Source organism: Bacillus sp. TH30 (assembly GCF_016650875.1).
Taxonomy (GTDB): Bacteria; Bacillota; Bacilli; order Bacillales; family Bacillaceae_G; genus Bacillus_A; species Bacillus_A mycoides.
Genome location: NZ_JAEKEY010000002.1, coordinates 3,139,034 through 3,155,933 on the forward strand (window position 1 = coordinate 3,139,034; position 16,900 = coordinate 3,155,933).

Here is a 16,900-nt window from a genome sequence, read left to right on the forward strand (position 1 = left end):
ATATAAGAGATACCCTTTTCCTGTACTAATATATTCATAAAACTTAACCATTCGTATACTCTGATAACTTTTGCATGTAAAAGGAACGAATGAATAAGAAAAAGACGATTTCAACTATGCCAAAAATAATAAGAACGGCTGAAATTTCTTTGAATAGTGATAAATCAATTACATCTTGAAGCATTTTTGTTGCGAACATTGTATGAATGGATGCCATAACATATGGAACGAAAAATAAAATGCTAAGTTGAATGGTTGCAGATCGTTTCATCTCTGCATTTGTTACACCAATTTTTGAAATTGCTACATATTTTTCTTGTTCGTTTGTTAAATCTGTATACATTCTGAAGTAAAGAACGCTACCTGCTCCAATAAAGAAAATGACACCTAAGAATGTCCCGATTAGGAAGTATGCAGCACTTCCTGATGTGATTCTATATAATGAGTCTGCTGATTCATAGGGGCGGATAAGGGGGCCTTCGTATTGGAATTCCTGTCGATCTTTTTGTATTTTTTTCATAAAATCATTAGCAATTTTATACGTCTTTTCCCAATTTTGTACGTTATAATTGTACGCTGATATATGCTTTGTTGTACTTGGTAAGTTGTTTACAACAACATCAGGTAAAATTAAAGTTTGATATGAAAAGTTAGATGGAATGGCCCCTGCTTGTTCATAGCCCTTTACTTGTAATATCGTATTTGTGCTAGAAAGTGTAATGGATTTTCTATTGAAGCTTGGCTCAAATTGGCTAAATAAGGTGAAATAAGCGCTATCGCTTAAGACATATGCTTCGTTATCGCTCATGAATAGTTGTTTCATTCGTAGGGAAGCTGCAAGTTTATTATAGTCACTTTGTTTCATTGCATAGACGTCATTGTAAGCCGTTATACCTTCATCTTCTTTCAGTGGTGTTTCATATAAATCAGCTTCTATCTTTTTATAAGAGAAATTTTCTTTTTGTAACTGCTGTTCAAGCCAAGTTAAATGCTTGTTAGCAAAAGGATTTGCGTCATATGAAAAATAAGAAAATGGAAAAGGTGAACTTCTCGTAACATCTAGCTTTGTAAACTTTCCAAATCCATATAGAAATGTAATCATTGTGAAGGCTATTGTAGATAGCATCGCTACAATAAAAAGCATATTGATATTCGTGCGAATACGACTTGCTAAATCCGAAATCCAAAGCATATTAATACGTTTCATATAAAAATTTCTTCTTTTCTTTAAAATATAAATAAGTAAGAAACTAATTTGAGAAAAGAAAAAATATGTCCCAATTGTAACAAGTGCTGGAATCACAAAAATACTTGAAACCATATATATAACGCCTACTTGCGGGTTTATTGAGAAAAAATATTTAGGGTTTACAGCTAAAATATAACCACCTAATAAACAGATAGCACCAAATAGAGAAATGGATATGGATGGTTTTCTTTCTTTTTGTTTTACATTGTTTGTTTTTAAAAGGTGCACTGCTTTTTTTGTTCGAATAAGCATTGGTGTGAATGCAGATACAGCGATAAAGAGACCAAGAAACACAATCGTTGTTAAAATGAAAGCATTCGTAGGTATATATAAATATATCCCTGGTAGGTGTGTAATTTTCGCTGTCACTAATAAGAAAAATTGTGAAAATACAAATCCAAACTGCATACCGAAAAAGATAGATAAAATACCAATTAGCATATTTTCAGTGAAAACGAGTCGATGTAATTGCTTTTTTGATATACCTAAAACAGTTAAAATCCCAAATTGCTTTTTACGAACCTTTAAAAACGATCCGATTGAATAGAGTAAAAAAAAGAACGAGAACAAAACAATAACAACTTCTGAAAAAATCATTAATCCTGAAATTTCAGAGATCATAGTGGAATTTTGTAATTTTGGATGAAACAAATAAACAGCGAATGAAAAGAAAACAGCAATGGAAAAGGAACTGCTTATAAAGTAAGCAAAATAAGCTCTTGAGTTGCGCGTTACATTTTTGAATGCGAATTGCCAAAATGTCATAATAAGTACCTCCCGATAGAAGGCCGATATGTAGTTTTATTGCAAAAAATGTATGAGAGTGAGATCTCATACATTTTGCTAGCATATGTTACGATCATGCTTCGGTCACCTTCTCCGTATTTTCTGCTTGATTATTTGCAGCGTTGTGGAAGATGATTTTAATCGTCGTTCCTTTACCAACTTCAGAGTCTAGTTTCACAGAGTGACCTAAATAATCACAAATTTTACTTACAATATAAAGTCCCATACCAGTAGATTCTCCGAATGCACGACCGTTTTTTCCAGTGTAAAAAGGTTCAAATACTCTTCGAATATCTTCTTGCGGAATACCAACGCCTTCGTCACGAACTTCCAAAATAATATCTTTACCATTGCGATAAGCTGATAAGAAAACTTTCTTTCCGCGCTCACCAGAGTAGCGAACTGCATTTGTCATTAACTGATAAATAATGAACTTTAGCCATTTCGCATCAGAAGCAACTTTTAAATCTGAATGAACTTCTAAAACGGGGAAGACTCCGTTTCGAATGAATAGTTCTTTCAATCCGTTAATATTTTTTGTCACAGCATCTTTTAATGAAATCGTCTCAACATGGAAGTCTTCATGGAAGTTATTTAGCCTTGCCATATATAAAGCCATATCGAGTCCTTGATTTAATCGTTCTAATTCTTTTTTGAATTTCGGGATTAAATGTTCATCTTCCATTTCAAGCACCATAAGCTGCATAACAGAAACAGGCGTTTTCATTTGATGCACCCAATGGTTAATAAATAATTGGTGTTCTTGCTGTTTTACTTCGAATGTTTGTAGGTCTTTTTGGAATAGACGATATTGCGTACGAACGAGCTCGTTTACACCGTGTGGCATAGGAGCAGTCGCTCTTTCAATAAACGCATCTTCCAGTTTCTCTGGTGGTTCACTTAATCTGTGATACATTCTACGGTTACGAACGTAACGATAAGCGAGGAAACAGATGAATAAGTATAAACTTAAAACGATGAAGTAAAACTTATTATTTTGAAATCCGTCTACTGCATCATAAAGAACGAAAATGATTCCGAAGTTTAATACATATAGTAGGAAAAATGCAAAATGATCACGTAAAAATAGTTTCATGCTTATTCACTCCAAGTTGCGTTAAAACGATACCCAAGTCCACGTACTGTTTCAATAGCATTTTCAATACCAAGCTCATTGAACTTTTTACGAAGACGCGTGATGTTTACGTTTAATGTATTTTCCTCAACGAAGCTTTCGTCGTCCCAAAGAGCGGCTAGTAAATCTTCACGACTCGCTGTACGAGGAAATTTAGATAACAACATTTCTGCTAAAATTGCTTCTTTCTTCGTTAAAAGAACTTGCTCAGCGCCGAAATGAATTTCTGGACGCTCAGGGAATAGTTTTAGTCCTTCAACTTCAACGATACGCTCAGAAATATTTGGTGCATAATCACCGTAAATACGGCGTAATTGCCCTTTAATTTTTGCCATTACAACGTCGTAGTGGAACGGTTTTGTAATGTAATCATCCGCACCGCTTTCAATCGCCATAATTTGCTCCATTTCACCTGCGCGTGCCGAAATGAAAATAATTGGACAAGTAGATTCATGACGAATTTGACGACACCAGTAGAATCCATCGAATTTCGGTAAGTTTACATCAAGTAAAACAAGATGTGGTTTCACAGCGTTAAACGATTCCATAATATCATCGAAGTTCTCCGTAACAACAGCATCATAGCCATATTTTTGAATGTGAGATTGTAGTAATGATGAAATATTTGGATCGTCTTCAACGATTAAAATTTTATACATATGTATATTCCTCCTAAAAAAACAATTGTAGCTATAGTGTATCATGTGTTTCTCGTCTTTTCATTATGTTGAAATATTAGCTAGTAAACAATATAGGTCAAAAGTGGAAAAAGTAAAAAGGGCTAGGGATACAATTGACAATTAACTGAAAATATTTTAACATTTAGATAAATATCTAAATGTCTAATTATCGAAAGGAAGAAAGACATTGAATCAAGCATTTAAAGCATTAGCAGACCCAACAAGGCGAAAAATTTTAGATTTATTAAAAGAAGGCGATTTAACAGCTGGGGAAATTGCTGAACAGTTCAACATGACAAAGCCAAGTATTTCACACCACTTAAATGCACTTAAAAATGCTGAACTTATTCAAGATGAAAAAAGAGGGCAATTCGTTGTGTACTCTTTGAACACAACTGTCTTTCAAGATTTATTGACTTGGGTGTTTACATTTACAAATAAGGGGGAAGAGGGGAAATGAAAAAGCATCTTTTTGCAATTATATTAATTCTTATAACTTGTATAGCTTGGGCGTTTGCTTGGCCACATTTGCCGGATACAATCGCGACACATTGGAGTGGTGGTAAGGTAGATGGTTATTCTTCTAAATTATATGGAATGATTTCTATGGTTGGAATTATGATTGCATTATATGTATTTCTAAATGTGATACCAAAGATTGATCCAAGGAAAGCAAATTACGAGAAATTTTCTAAAGCATTTATGATGATGAATAACGGGATACTCCTGCTACTATTTGTAGGAAATATAGATATTATTACAAGTGGATTAGGATATAATTTATTCATTAATCGCATGCCTGAATTATTAGTTGGTATTCTATTCATAGTTATCGGAAACTATTTACCACAATGTAAACCAAATTACTTTGTAGGCATAAAAACACCGTGGACGTTAAGTAACGAAGAAGTATGGAGAAAAACACACCGTTTTAGTGGAAAGGTGTTTGTTGCATTAGGAATCATTATGATTTTAAGTGTTTTCGCGCCGGTAGCATGGAAATCTTTCGTAATGGCTGGAATTATTATTGGTGCAGTAGGACTAACGATGGGATATTCCTATGTTGCTTATAAGAAAGAGATAGGGGCTTAATATAAAATTTATGGGGGAGAGAGGATGAAAAGACACGTATTACCATGGAGTTTAATTATTGCAATTGCAATTGGCTGGTACATTGTATGGCCTTATGTACCGAAACAAATTCCACGTCATTATAATGCTGCAGGAATGGTAGATGGATATTTTTCTAAAGTAGAAGCGAGTTCAGTTTCAATAGGTAGTATGGTGTTGCTGTATTTGATATGGCTAGCTATGGGGTATATTGATGTAACGAAAGATAAGTATAAACAGCATGCTAAAGTCCTTTCTGCAATCCATTATGCAATTCTTTTGATAGGGTTCGGCTGTAATATATTTGCGCTATTAGCAGTGTCTAATTATATTGCATCGGGCTCCATTGCATTTAATTTCGGACTTGGAACATTGTTTTTAGTACTCGGCAATTATATGCAACAAACGAAGCCAAATGGCTTAGTAGGAATCCGGATGGACTGGACATTAGCAAATCCTGTAGTTTGGAGAAAAACACACAGATTTGCTTCGAAGGTATTTGTAATAGGTGCACTTTGTATATATGCTGGGGCGGTACTTCCAGATCCATTCAATATTTTTATGGGGATTGGAATAATATTAATATGCATCTTCATATCAACGATAAAGTCATATGCTATTTATAAAAAAGAAATGCAATTGTGAGCAATAAGGGATTGAACTGTACTAGTCAAATTTTATATTTATAGTTTTTATGTGTTAAGAAATTGTAATACTCAGTGGGGGTAACGAAAAGCTCACTGAGTAAATTTTTTGTTTAAGGGTCTGAAAATTCAGTTAAAAAGATAGTTTGGGGGAAATCACATGTTAGAAATTATAAACTTTAGCAAGACATACAAAGGTGGCAAAAAAGCAGTAGATCAGTTAAATATTACTGTTCAAGCAGGAGATATCTTTGGATTTATTGGGCATAACGGTGCGGGGAAAAGTACAACAATTAAGTCGTTAGTTGGAGTTATAGATTTTGAAGAGGGTGAAATTTTTGTTGATGGATATTCAGTAAAAAAGGATCCGATTGCATGTAAGAGAGTAATGGCGTATATTCCCGATAATCCAGATTTATATGAGCAATTAACAGGAATTCAATATTTAAACTTTGTTGCGGATGTGTTTAAAGTGTCTGCAAAAGATCGGGAAAAGGAGATACAAAAGTATGGAGATGCTTTTGAGATTACACCGTACCTAGGTGATTTAATATCTTCTTATTCACATGGTATGAAACAAAAAGTGGCGATTATATCAGCGGTTTTGCATAAACCGAAATTATTAGTTTTAGATGAACCTTTCGTCGGTCTTGATCCAAAGGCTGCTGTAGTGTTGAAAGGTATTATGAAGGAGCTTTGTGAAAAGGGAAGTGCGATTTTCTTTTCTACGCATGTTTTAGATGTGGCGGAGAAGTTATGTAATAAAATAGCGATGATTAATAGAGGGAAATTAGCACTTTCAGGGGAAGTGAATTCTTTAATAAAGGAAGGTTCATTGGAAGAGCTCTTTATGAAGGAGCTTGCTAATGAATATTAGTAGTCTAGATCTTTTAAAAATCCGCTTGATAACACAGCTTGGTTTAAATACTTTTAAATACGAAAAAGATAAAAAGAAGAAGCAGAATAAGATTTTGTTGTCAGTGTCTATTGCCTTAGTTGGTGTCATGTTAATGCTATATTGTGGTACCTCAGCATATGGGTTGGTGAGCTTGGGAATAAGTGAAATTATCCCAGTTTATGCATTAGTTATTAGCAGTGTATTGACGTTGTTTTTCACTATATTTAAGGCAAACGGAGAGATTTTTGCTTTTAAGGACTACGACCTTTTAATGTCATTACCGATTCGTGTAAGTACTGTTATTACAAGTAGATTTTTGTATCTATATTTGCTGAATACACTCTTTTCAATCATAATCATGCTACCAATGGGAGTTGTTTATGGCATACATGAGAAGCCATCAGTTTCTTTTTACTTTATGTGGTTCATCAGTATGTTTATAGCATCTTTAATTCCAACAACAATCGCAGCGGTCTTTGGAGCTGCGATTACGGCAATCGCTTCTAAATTTAAAAATACGAATAAAATAACTACGATTTTAAGTTTCATAGTAATTATTACATTCGGTTTCTTTATGCTAAAAAACGGAAATGCTCAATATAGCCTTAATGATATGAACGGGATTGGTGCAATTGTTTCGGAGCAATTAACTAAAGTGTATCCACTAGCTAACATGTTTCAAAAAGCAATTGTTCATGCTGATATTGTAGCTTTCATCCTATTCGTTGGGATATCAGTTATTTGGTATTATCTTTTTGTAAAAATACTTTCGTTAAAATATAAGCAAATAAATACAGAGATTACCACTTATCATATGCTTTCAAATTATGAGATTCATGGCATGAGAAAAGAAAGTGTATTGGTCGCATTGTATAAAAAAGAGCTGAAACGTTTCTTCTCTTCTACAGTGTATGTCATAAATAGTGGAATGGGAGTCGTGATGGCGATAGCTTTCTCGCTAGCTATAGTTGTAGTAGGACCAAGTCAATTAATAGCGTACCCTGGAATTGAGACCCTGTTGCAAAAGGTTGCTCCATTTGCTATTTCAGCAGCGATTTCGATGACGTGTACAACATGTGTGTCATTGTCTTTAGAAGGAAAAAATGTATGGATTATTAAGTCGTTGCCTATAGCGCCAAAGATGATTTATGACAGTAAAATTCTTATGAATCTTTCATTAAGTATACCTGCATCACTTATTAGTGCTGTATTACTGATAATAGGGTTAAAACTAGATGTTTGGAGTTCTCTTTTAATCGTAATAACACCGATAACATATTCATTATTTTCGGCAGTATGGGGGATTTTTATTAATAATCGATTTGGTTATTATGATTGGGTATCAGAAACTCAAGTAGTAAAACAAAGTATAGGATCGTTTGTCGGTATGTTCGGTGGCTTAATGATGGCTGTTATACCTGCCTTGTTAATCGGTACTGCTACGATCTCGAACTACAGAGTGTTTACTTTTGGAGTTGTTATAATACTTACGATTGTTACTATTTTCTTGTATAAGAACGAGTCGAGAAGAAGTATAAAATAAAGTTAATGTCACATTCGTATTTTGTTTGTAAAGAAGAAGTTAAAATAAAAAAGCTACTGCTCCTTTCAAAGGAGCAGTAGCTTTTTTATTTTAGGGAAATTTGGATCTAGACATTATTTCTTCAAAACCGGTATCCAAATTTCACTTTTGAAGTTTGGAGAAGTTACATCTTTCTGTTCATTCCACAATATTTCCGGTCCTTCTGCTAGTTCGTAGTTCGAAGAAGGGAACCATTCGGAATAAATACGTCCCCACACATTTTGTAATGCATCAGGAAATGGACCGACAGCTTCAAATATAGCCCATGTTGAAGCAGCGACTTCAAGTTGTTTGAATTGCTTTGGACAATCTTTCGTTGTGGCTACTCCAATATAGTGATCGAGTTCGCCTTTTTCTTCCATTCTTCCTTCAGAAAAGTTAGTAGAGGCACTAATGATTCCATTTGGGTTCACATTTGAAAGCATCTTTAATGTTTGAATGGACTGTGGGGTTAAACTTTTCCACATAGAAGCAATTTCTTCGTTTACACCGTTAAAAACGATTGGTACTCGTTTTGTAATACCTATAATTCGAAATGAGTCTTTTTCTTCAATTCGATAGTTCATTTCACTTCCTCCTTGAATAGATAATTGGAAGGTCATTGGTGAATAAGCCTTCAAAGAACGAATTGTACTTCGAGCTTCTGAAGGCGTTATTCCGTGCAAATTTTGAAATGCACGTGTAAATGAATCTGGTGAGTTGTATCCATATTTTATAGCGACATCAATGACTTTTGCATTGCTATCTTTTAGTTCAAAGGCAGCAAGGGTAAGACGTCTACAGCGAATATATTCTGATAGTGATATGCCAGCTAGAAAAGAAAACATTCTTTTGAAATGATATTCGGAGCAGAAAGCTATTTTTGCGACTTCTTTAAAATCAATTTCGTGTGTAAGGTTGTCTTCAATATATCGCATTGCCGCATTCATATTTTTAAGTGAATCCATACTATGACCTCCTTTGTATATAGAATAGCAAGAATGAAATAGCTCCATCCGACATTTCATGCACAACTTTGTAGGGGGCATTTTTAACCTTACAAAATTGTAATGTTCCTGTAAGGAGAATGAATGGATGGCATGATATCCCAATGTTATAGTAACAAAGTACTTTAGTACATTAGGTTAAATTCTGATGTCTTTACTTATGTGCCTTACATAACTGTCATGTTTGTGTAAGAAACATCGATAGTGGCAAGAGTAGAGAGTGTATATAGTTGAAAATAGAGAATAGAAGAAATGAGGGATGTCGAGATGAAAACAGTGTTAGAAGCAAAAAATATTGAAAAAGTATATGACACAGGTGGGAATAAATTTGCAGCTTTAAAAGGTATTAACTTACAAGTAAAAGAAGGGGAGTTCGTTGGAATTATGGGGCCTTCTGGTTCTGGGAAGACGACTCTTTTAAATGTCCTTTCTACAATTGATAATGCGACGGACGGTGAAATTTTAATTGATGGAAAAGATATCGTGAAGATGAACGATGATAAGCTAGCGTTATTCCGCCGCGATCATTTAGGTTTCATTTTCCAAGATTATAACTTATTAGATACGTTAACGGTAAAAGAGAACATTGCGTTACCTCTTGCGTTATCAAAGGTGAAAGCAAGTGAGATTGATCGCCGCGTTCTTGAAATCTCAAAGAAATTCGGTATTGATCATATTTTAAGTCAGTTCCCATATCAAGTGTCGGGCGGACAGAAGCAGCGCTGTGCAGCATCGCGCGCGATCGTTACAAGTCCTAGTATGATTTTCGGGGACGAGCCGACTGGAGCGCTTGATTCTAAATCAGCGACAGATTTACTTGAAAGTATGAAGTCGTTAAATGAATATGATAATTCTACAATTTTAATGGTAACGCACGATGCGTTTGCGGCGAGTTACTGTAAACGAGTTATTTTCATTAAAGATGGTGAGTTATATAAAGAATTGCACCGCGGTGAATCAACACGTAAACAGTTCTTCCAAAAAGTCGTTGACGTAATGTCTTCCATTTCTGGAGGTATGGCTGATGACCTTATCTAGCATTGCCCTCCGCAACATACAGCGGAACTTTAAAGACTACTTTGTATATTTTGCATCTATGATATTTAGTATCGTAATTTACTTTACATTTAAAGCACTGCAATATAATTCACAAATGGAAAAAGCAGCGGAAGCATCAAAAAAGATTAGCGGTGCATTCCAAGTTTCCAGTGTAATGCTAATCATTTTCGTAGCAGTGTTTATTATATATTCGAACGGTTTCTTTACAAGAAAACGTAAAAAAGAAGTTGGGCTATATTCGTTACTTGGTATCCGAAAAAGGCAGATCGGTAAAATGCTCTTTTATGAAAATATGTTAATGGGATTAATGTCTTTAATTATCGGGATTGCGATCGGTAGCGTCCTTTCGAAACTATTCCTTGAACTACTAGTAAGTATGATGGGATTAAACTTAAATGTTCATTTTGAAGTACCGATGGCTGCGATTATTGATACAGCAATTATTTTCTTTGTGATTATTTTATATACATCACTTCAAGGGTATCGTTTAATTTACCGCTTTAAGTTAATTGAACTTTTCCGCGCAGAACGTGAAGGAGAAGCAATGCCAAAAGGATCCGTAATTATGGCGTTAATTTCAATTTTCTTAATCGGTTCAGGTTATTTCTTAGCATTAATGTTTATGAAGGCAGTTATGTATGCAAACTTTATGGCAGTCGCACTTTATATATTACTTGCGACAGTATTAGGTACGTATTTACTATTTATGTTCTTTACAGTATTCGTATTGAAACGTGCAAGAAATAATAAATCATCGTTTTATAACGGTATGAATATGATAACGACGTCACAGTTACTATATCGTATTAAAGGAAATGCAAAGTCACTTGCGACAATTTCTATTTTAAGTGCAGTAACATTAACGGCGGTTGGTACGTCAGTTACGATGTATTACAACACATTTACACAATCAAAAGCAGTTGCACCATACAGCTACTCTTATGAGAAGAAAGATGCAGAACTAGATAAGAAAGTAAATGCGATTTTTGCTGAAGAGAAAGAGAATCACCCTGTAAAAGATCAATTTGAAGTTGAGATGGTTCCTGTAAAAGGAAAGTTTGAAGGAGCTAAAGTCGATTTCATCTTTAATATGAACTACAGTATCTCAGAGAAATATCAATTTATATCTCAATCTGAATTCAACAAACTTGCGAAAAAAATCGATGCGGAAACAGTGAATGTAGCTGCTGGTGAAGCATTTATATATGATAGTTCTTATATTGAAGGGTATGAGTTTAGCCCTGAATATAAAGGAAATAAAGCGGTATTCCAAATTGGAAATGAAACGAAGACATTGACGATCCAAGGTGCAAATAATAATGCAATTACGAACTTAGGTGAATTAGTTGTTGTCGTTCCAGATGAAATGTATGAACAGGCGAAGCAAGCATTTGGAACACGTGTTGTAAAAAATATTGATGTAAAAGATGAAAGAAACAGTAAAGTATTAACAGAAAAATTAACAAAAGTGATGCCAGCTAGTGAATCAGAAATGGCACCACCATTTAGAGACTTCTATACTGGTTTCCATATGGGACTTGAAGCAACTGGACTAATGATGTTCATCGGAATGTTCTTAGGACTTGTATTCTTACTAGCAACAGGTTCTATTATTTACTTCAAACAGCTAACAGAAGCAAGTGCAGATCGTGAGCGTTACGTTGTCCTTCATAAAGTCGGTGTAACGAAACAAGAAATGAAAAAAGCTATTGCAAAACAAGTGAGCTTTATCTTTGCAATTCCACTAGTAATCGGAATTCTACACAGTTTGTTTGCATTAAAAGGTTTAGGGAACATACTACCATTTGAAATTATGATTCCGCTTCTAATTAGTATCGGAGTATACAGCGTTATTTATATCGGATATTACTTCTTAACAGTTCGCTCTTATTATAAGATTGTGAGCGCGAAGTAATGAAAGAGTTGTTTTATCTTAGTAAAGAAGCATCCGACTAACATGTTAGTCGAATGCTTTTTTGTCTATACGTGAGCTTTATTTTCGTCCGAACTATCAAACATGTCCATTACTTTAAAAATACCTTCCAATAGCAAGGTACATAAAATAGCGAAAATTAATACGGCATGAGGTGATAATTCAACTGATGTGAAGTTAAGGTCTGCCAACCAAAAGTAACCTACATAAAAACTTAGAAATGTGCTAACAGCCGAAAGTGTACATCCTAAAAATCCTAATTCCTTTAATTTTTCCTCAGATAATTTACATAAACGTAAAACAATAGAGAAAAGAATTCCTACTATGAAAAATCCCATACATAATGCGAACAATGATATTATGCTTGGATACTTAACTTCATCGGGCATCCACTTTTTCATTCCCACTATTAAAAATGTAGGGACAAGAATAGGTAATAAAAGTGGTAGCACTATTTGTATAGCTGCAAATAATGCATTTGATTTATTATCGTTTTGATTATTCATAAAGCCTCCAAAAATGATTTCTATACTAATTTCAAATATCTTAGAGGATTCTAACATAAAAATAGTAACTTCGCTATACAAAATCGGAGTAGGATCATGATCATTCATGGTAAATAAACAAGATGCCTTATTCGTATATGTTCGAGTCGTTTATCCTTGTAATTCAATTTTCATATCTGCTTATAGTAAATAAGGAGATTTCCTTCATCTTCATAAAATCTTAAGAAATCTCCTCAATTTTTGTTAAGAAACGATAGTTATACTTAAACACAAGTTGAAAACTATTGAACGAATGGAGAGAAGTTACATGCAGCTCATAACATTCTTAAATGAATTTATTAAACATCCGAAACATACTGGTGCGATTGCGCCAAGTTCAAAGATATTAGCAAAGAAAATGGTAGATGTAATTGATTTTAATAGAGCGAAATGCATTGTAGAGCTAGGGCCTGGTACAGGAGCCTTTACGAAAGAAATTATAAAGAGAAAGAAGAAGGAGACAATATTTCTTCTTATTGAAATTAATGAAGTATTTTTCAAAGAGTTAAAGAGAAAATTTAAAGATGAGCAGAACGTGATTGTTATACACGGCTCAGCGGAAAATATAAAGAAGTATATGGAACAATTGAATATAGAATGTATTGATTACGTCTTATCGGGATTGCCTTTCACTTCTTTACCAGAAGAGGTTTCAAAGCGCATTTTAAACAGTGTAATGGAAACGATACATGAGAATGGAGAATTTATTACATTTCAATATTCACTTGTGAAAAAAGGATTTATACAGCATTTCTTCCCTGAAATTACACTAGAAAAAGTGTGGTTCAATTTCCCGCCAGCTTACGTCTTTAGCTGTAAAAAAGAGCTAAGGGGAGCATATGCATAATGGAGCTACATGAATTAATGTCATACATTGAGCAGTATGGTTATTGGGCACTATTTTTTTGTTTATGGCTTGGTATTATCGGTATGCCGATTCCAGATGAAATGATTGTAATGAGTGGTGGATTTGTATCATCGATGGGTATATTAAATTTGATTCCCGCCTTTCTATTAACGTATTTAGGCGTTGTATCCGGCCTTTCTTTAGGGTATATACTCGGGAAAATCTTTGGCATAAAAGTGCTTAATAAATTGATGAAAAAGAAAAAGATGAAGTATCTTCTAAAATCGCAAGAGATGATAGGGAAATATGGTCATTATGCATTAGTTATAAGTTATTTTATACCTGTTGTGAGGCATATTGTACCGTATTTAGTAGGAATGAATAACATGTCTTTTAAGACATATGCGATTTATTCATATGTAACAGGATTTGTCTGGACGTTAGTTTATTTTGTACTAGGTTCTATATTTGGAAAGCATATAGAAGTGATAGTAACCCTTGCGACCGAGTACGGTATATATTTTGGTGGCATCGTTATCATAGTTTCTAGTATTTCTTATGTGTATATGCATAAGAAGAATGCAGTAGTGAGTGAAATAAAGCAACATTCATAGTTTGGTAAATGATGCTGGAGGAGATTTTGTGAGTAAAGGAACGATACTTATCGTGGACGATGAGAAGGAAATTAGAAAACTTATCGCCATCTATTTGAAGAATGAAGGTTACGAAGTATTACAAGCTGGAGATGGTGAAGAGGGGTTAGAAATAGTAAGGAAAAGAGACGTGCATCTAATTGTACTTGATATTATGATGCCGAAAATAGATGGTATTCATATGTGTATGAAAGTGAGAGAAATAGCGGAAATGCCCATTATTATGCTGTCGGCAAAAACGCAAGATATGGACAAGATTTTAGGGTTAACAACTGGAGCAGACGATTACGTAGCAAAACCATTTAATCCACTTGAACTCATTGCTCGTATTAAATCACAACTTCGGAGATATATGAAAATGAGCGGGGCAAGTGTAAAAGATGAAAATGTATTTGAAGTTGGAGATATAAAGATAAATATAGCAACGCGGCAGGTCATTATTGCAAATGAAGAGGTGAAATTGACACCGAGAGAGTTTGAGGTATTAGAATTGCTTGCACGAAATCAAGGAATGGTATTAAATGCAGAGCAAATTTATGAAAGAGTATGGAAAGAGCAAGCTTTCCAATCCGATAATACTGTGATGGTACATATTCGGAAAATACGTGAAAAGATAGAGGCAATTCCAAGGAAGCCTCGTTACATTAAAACAATATGGGGAGTTGGCTACAAGATTGAGAAAGATATTTGAACCGATAATATGGATGAATCAAGTTTTAAAAAAAATGATAGGTAAAACAGGTAGTTATTTGCAAAAGAGTATACGTGTACAGCTAATTACTACATTTACTTTCTGTACATTACTTGGTGTATTAGTAGGGTGGTCTTCATCTTCCTTTTTCGAGGATGCGAATAAAATTTCTATCATTGATTATGCATCAGGTATGGAAGCCATTGATGGACAGACACAAAGGCTTGTTGAAAGTATGACAGAAGAGGGTAAGGAAATTAATATACAAGAACTGCTTGATCAATTGAATCATCAAAATCAATTGAAGGTTTTAATAATAGATGAGAATGGGAAAGTGGTTTATAAAACAAAGGGAGCACCGGAAGAACAGATTAATCTTCATGAGACGATGCGTAATGTAATGGATTTTAAAATGGATCAAGTACGATATGTAGAGGCACAGAATTTAATTCAAGATAGAGCTGAACAAAAGCGTAAGGAGTTTACAACCTTTTATCCAGTTACTGTTAATACGAAAAATATGTATATCATTGCAAGTGGTATACCACAAGGAAATGTAAAGTATGTAGTGAACGGTAGTAGTCCATTCCCATCTTTACTAGGTTTTATTACTTTTCTACTTTCTTTCTTTTATATAACGAAAAGGAAGATGAATCAGATTGAAGCAATGGCAGAAGGAGTAAGAGAGTTTTCGAAAGGGAACTTACAATACAAAATCAAACAGGCAGGTCAAGATGAAATAGGTGTATTAACTTCAAATATTAATCAAATGGCAGAAAAGCTTTTGGCTAATATAGAAAAAGAAAAACAAATAGAGAAACAAAAAAGTGAATTGATTACAAATGTATCACATGATTTAAGAACACCACTTACTTCTATTATGGGGTATTTACGCTTACTAGGTGATGCGAAATATGAAAATAAAGAACAGCATGATGAGTATATAAAAATTGCTTTTTCAAAATCAGAGCAGTTGAAGATGTTAATAGAAGATTTGTTTGAGTATACAAAACTAACAGATGAAAATATGTCGTTAGATTCGCAAGAAGTATGTATGAATGAACTACTTGATCAATTAATAGAAGAGCTAGTACCACAAGCGGAGGAGCATAATCTTTCTTTTGTGAAAGAATTTCAGGAAGATCGTATATATGCCGTTGTGGACTCGGAAAAAATGGTACGTGTGTTTGAAAACCTCTTAATAAATGCAATTAAATACAGTATAGATAAAGCAGAAATTCAAGTTTCACTTCAAAGAGAAGAACAGCATATCAAAATTTCTATAGCGAATCATAGTGAAGAATTTACAAAAACAGAATTGGAGAATTTGTTTGAGCGTTTTTATAAAAAAGATCAATCGAGAAGTAGAGCTGTAGAAGGTTCAGGCTTGGGGCTTGCAATTGCAAAAAGCATTGTTGAATTGCACAAAGGAGAAATTCGAGCAGAATATGAAAATGGGGTTATTCAATTTATTATCTTATTGCCAATTTAATTAGAAGAACATTAGAAATATCGGTTACCTTCTAATTAGGGAAGAATGAGTGATAGTGTTGCTATTGATTTAGAGAGAGTCTTATTCCATCATTCAGGTGGACGTTGATTAATAAAACAGAGAAGTGGAGAATCGAAAGTTATATGAAAAAATTAAGCGCGTTTATCGTATTGATTATAGTTGGAGTTACATTACTTGTAGTGAAAGGTGGACCGATTGTAGATCAACTCAATCCATTTATTAAAGAAGATGTTTATTATGCTGTTGTCGACAGTGATGGGGAATATGAAGTGAAAAGTAAAGGTTTTGGTAGATGGAGTTATAAATTTAAAGGGTATGATGAATCTGGAAAGGAACAAAAGATTATGCTGACTACTGCAAAACATTTAAGAATAGGAGCATATTTAAAGATTAAATCTAAAAGGACTTATGGTATGCAGTGGGAAGAAGAACAGCGTGAGGAAATACCGCCCAAAGCAAAAGAAAAAGTAACAATCAAGCCCTGAATATAGTAGCAGTATATGATAATTTCTAAAATTTTTATAAAGAAGATAAAGATTATCTGAACTTTATCTAAACTGCATTTCTTCTGTATACAACTACTAGTATT

At 34.0% G+C, this 16,900-nt stretch carries 17 protein-coding genes; 12 read left to right on the forward strand and 5 right to left on the reverse strand.

Features of this window, described 5'->3' with window-relative positions:
- Positions 1 to 43 precede the first annotated feature (43 nt).
- The 3 genes from JFU20_RS18245 to JFU20_RS18255 all read right to left on the reverse strand — a co-directional run bounded on the left by JFU20_RS18245 (position 44) and on the right by JFU20_RS18255 (position 3,829).
- A complete protein-coding gene (locus JFU20_RS18245; RefSeq protein ID WP_002015835.1) occupies positions 44 to 2,014 on the reverse strand; it encodes an FtsX-like permease family protein in 1,971 nt (656 codons plus the stop codon).
- A gap of 94 nt (positions 2,015 to 2,108) precedes the next feature.
- Positions 2,109 to 3,131, reverse strand: a complete 1,023-nt coding sequence (locus JFU20_RS18250; protein ID WP_002015836.1) for a sensor histidine kinase — start codon at positions 3,129 to 3,131, stop codon at positions 2,109 to 2,111.
- A 2-nt stretch (positions 3,132 to 3,133) separates the two neighbouring features.
- Positions 3,134 to 3,829, reverse strand: coding sequence for a response regulator transcription factor (locus JFU20_RS18255; protein ID WP_000276731.1), 696 nt, complete (start codon positions 3,827 to 3,829; stop codon positions 3,134 to 3,136).
- Between the two features lie 208 nt (positions 3,830 to 4,037).
- Between JFU20_RS18255 and JFU20_RS18260 the strand changes: the two genes are divergently transcribed.
- The 5 genes from JFU20_RS18260 to JFU20_RS18280 all read left to right on the forward strand — a co-directional run bounded on the left by JFU20_RS18260 (position 4,038) and on the right by JFU20_RS18280 (position 8,045).
- Positions 4,038 to 4,310, forward strand: a complete 273-nt coding sequence (locus tag JFU20_RS18260) for an autorepressor SdpR family transcription factor (RefSeq protein ID WP_001070538.1) — start codon at positions 4,038 to 4,040, stop codon at positions 4,308 to 4,310.
- On the forward strand, positions 4,307 to 4,942 hold the full coding sequence (locus JFU20_RS18265; RefSeq protein WP_002143549.1) for an SdpI family protein: 636 nt from the start codon (positions 4,307 to 4,309) through the stop codon (positions 4,940 to 4,942). The genes JFU20_RS18260 and JFU20_RS18265 overlap by 4 nt, the downstream gene beginning before the upstream one ends.
- 24 nt (positions 4,943 to 4,966) lie before the next feature.
- Entirely contained in the window at positions 4,967 to 5,605 is a 639-nt protein-coding gene (locus JFU20_RS18270) for an SdpI family protein (protein WP_201038804.1), read from the forward strand.
- A gap of 159 nt (positions 5,606 to 5,764) precedes the next feature.
- Positions 5,765 to 6,481, forward strand: coding sequence for an ABC transporter ATP-binding protein (locus tag JFU20_RS18275; protein ID WP_002089208.1), 717 nt, complete (start codon positions 5,765 to 5,767; stop codon positions 6,479 to 6,481).
- A complete protein-coding gene (locus tag JFU20_RS18280) occupies positions 6,471 to 8,045 on the forward strand; it encodes a putative ABC transporter permease subunit (RefSeq protein ID WP_201038805.1) in 1,575 nt (524 codons plus the stop codon). The genes JFU20_RS18275 and JFU20_RS18280 overlap by 11 nt, the downstream gene beginning before the upstream one ends.
- A 113-nt stretch (positions 8,046 to 8,158) precedes the next feature.
- Here JFU20_RS18280 and JFU20_RS18285 read toward each other — a convergent pair whose 3' ends face one another.
- Positions 8,159 to 9,031, reverse strand: coding sequence for an AraC family transcriptional regulator (locus JFU20_RS18285; RefSeq protein WP_201038806.1), 873 nt, complete (start codon positions 9,029 to 9,031; stop codon positions 8,159 to 8,161).
- 306 nt (positions 9,032 to 9,337) lie between these two features.
- On the opposite strand from JFU20_RS18285, the gene JFU20_RS18290 reads away from it, so the two are divergent.
- Complete coding sequence (locus JFU20_RS18290; RefSeq protein WP_002015790.1) at positions 9,338 to 10,108, forward strand: ABC transporter ATP-binding protein; 771 nt, start codon at positions 9,338 to 9,340, stop codon at positions 10,106 to 10,108.
- On the forward strand, positions 10,095 to 12,044 hold the full coding sequence (locus JFU20_RS18295) for an ABC transporter permease (protein WP_033715964.1): 1,950 nt from the start codon (positions 10,095 to 10,097) through the stop codon (positions 12,042 to 12,044). The genes JFU20_RS18290 and JFU20_RS18295 overlap by 14 nt, the downstream gene beginning before the upstream one ends.
- Before the next feature lie 65 nt (positions 12,045 to 12,109).
- Here the strand turns inward: JFU20_RS18295 and JFU20_RS18300 are convergent, their stop codons facing one another.
- Positions 12,110 to 12,676, reverse strand: coding sequence for a hypothetical protein (locus JFU20_RS18300; protein WP_002015788.1), 567 nt, complete (start codon positions 12,674 to 12,676; stop codon positions 12,110 to 12,112).
- 199 nt (positions 12,677 to 12,875) lie between these two features.
- Between JFU20_RS18300 and JFU20_RS18305 the strand changes: the two genes are divergently transcribed.
- The 5 genes from JFU20_RS18305 (at position 12,876) to JFU20_RS18325 (ending at position 16,796) form a co-directional block, all read left to right on the forward strand.
- Positions 12,876 to 13,454 (forward strand): class I SAM-dependent methyltransferase, encoded by a 579-nt coding sequence (locus JFU20_RS18305; RefSeq protein ID WP_002129619.1) that lies wholly within the window; start codon positions 12,876 to 12,878, stop codon positions 13,452 to 13,454.
- Positions 13,454 to 14,068: a DedA family protein gene (locus JFU20_RS18310; protein WP_002015786.1), complete on the forward strand. Its 615-nt coding sequence runs from the start codon at positions 13,454 to 13,456 to the stop codon at positions 14,066 to 14,068. The genes JFU20_RS18305 and JFU20_RS18310 overlap by 1 nt, the downstream gene beginning before the upstream one ends.
- A gap of 28 nt (positions 14,069 to 14,096) precedes the next feature.
- Positions 14,097 to 14,798 carry a response regulator transcription factor gene (locus tag JFU20_RS18315; RefSeq protein WP_002164891.1) on the forward strand — a complete coding sequence of 234 codons (702 nt, stop codon included), beginning with the start codon at positions 14,097 to 14,099 and terminating at the stop codon, positions 14,796 to 14,798.
- Positions 14,782 to 16,290 carry a sensor histidine kinase gene (locus tag JFU20_RS18320; protein ID WP_002164892.1) on the forward strand — a complete coding sequence of 503 codons (1,509 nt, stop codon included), beginning with the start codon at positions 14,782 to 14,784 and terminating at the stop codon, positions 16,288 to 16,290. The genes JFU20_RS18315 and JFU20_RS18320 overlap by 17 nt, the downstream gene beginning before the upstream one ends.
- Before the next feature lie 143 nt (positions 16,291 to 16,433).
- On the forward strand, positions 16,434 to 16,796 hold the full coding sequence (locus JFU20_RS18325; protein ID WP_002164893.1) for a YxeA family protein: 363 nt from the start codon (positions 16,434 to 16,436) through the stop codon (positions 16,794 to 16,796).
- Positions 16,797 to 16,900 lie beyond the last annotated feature (104 nt).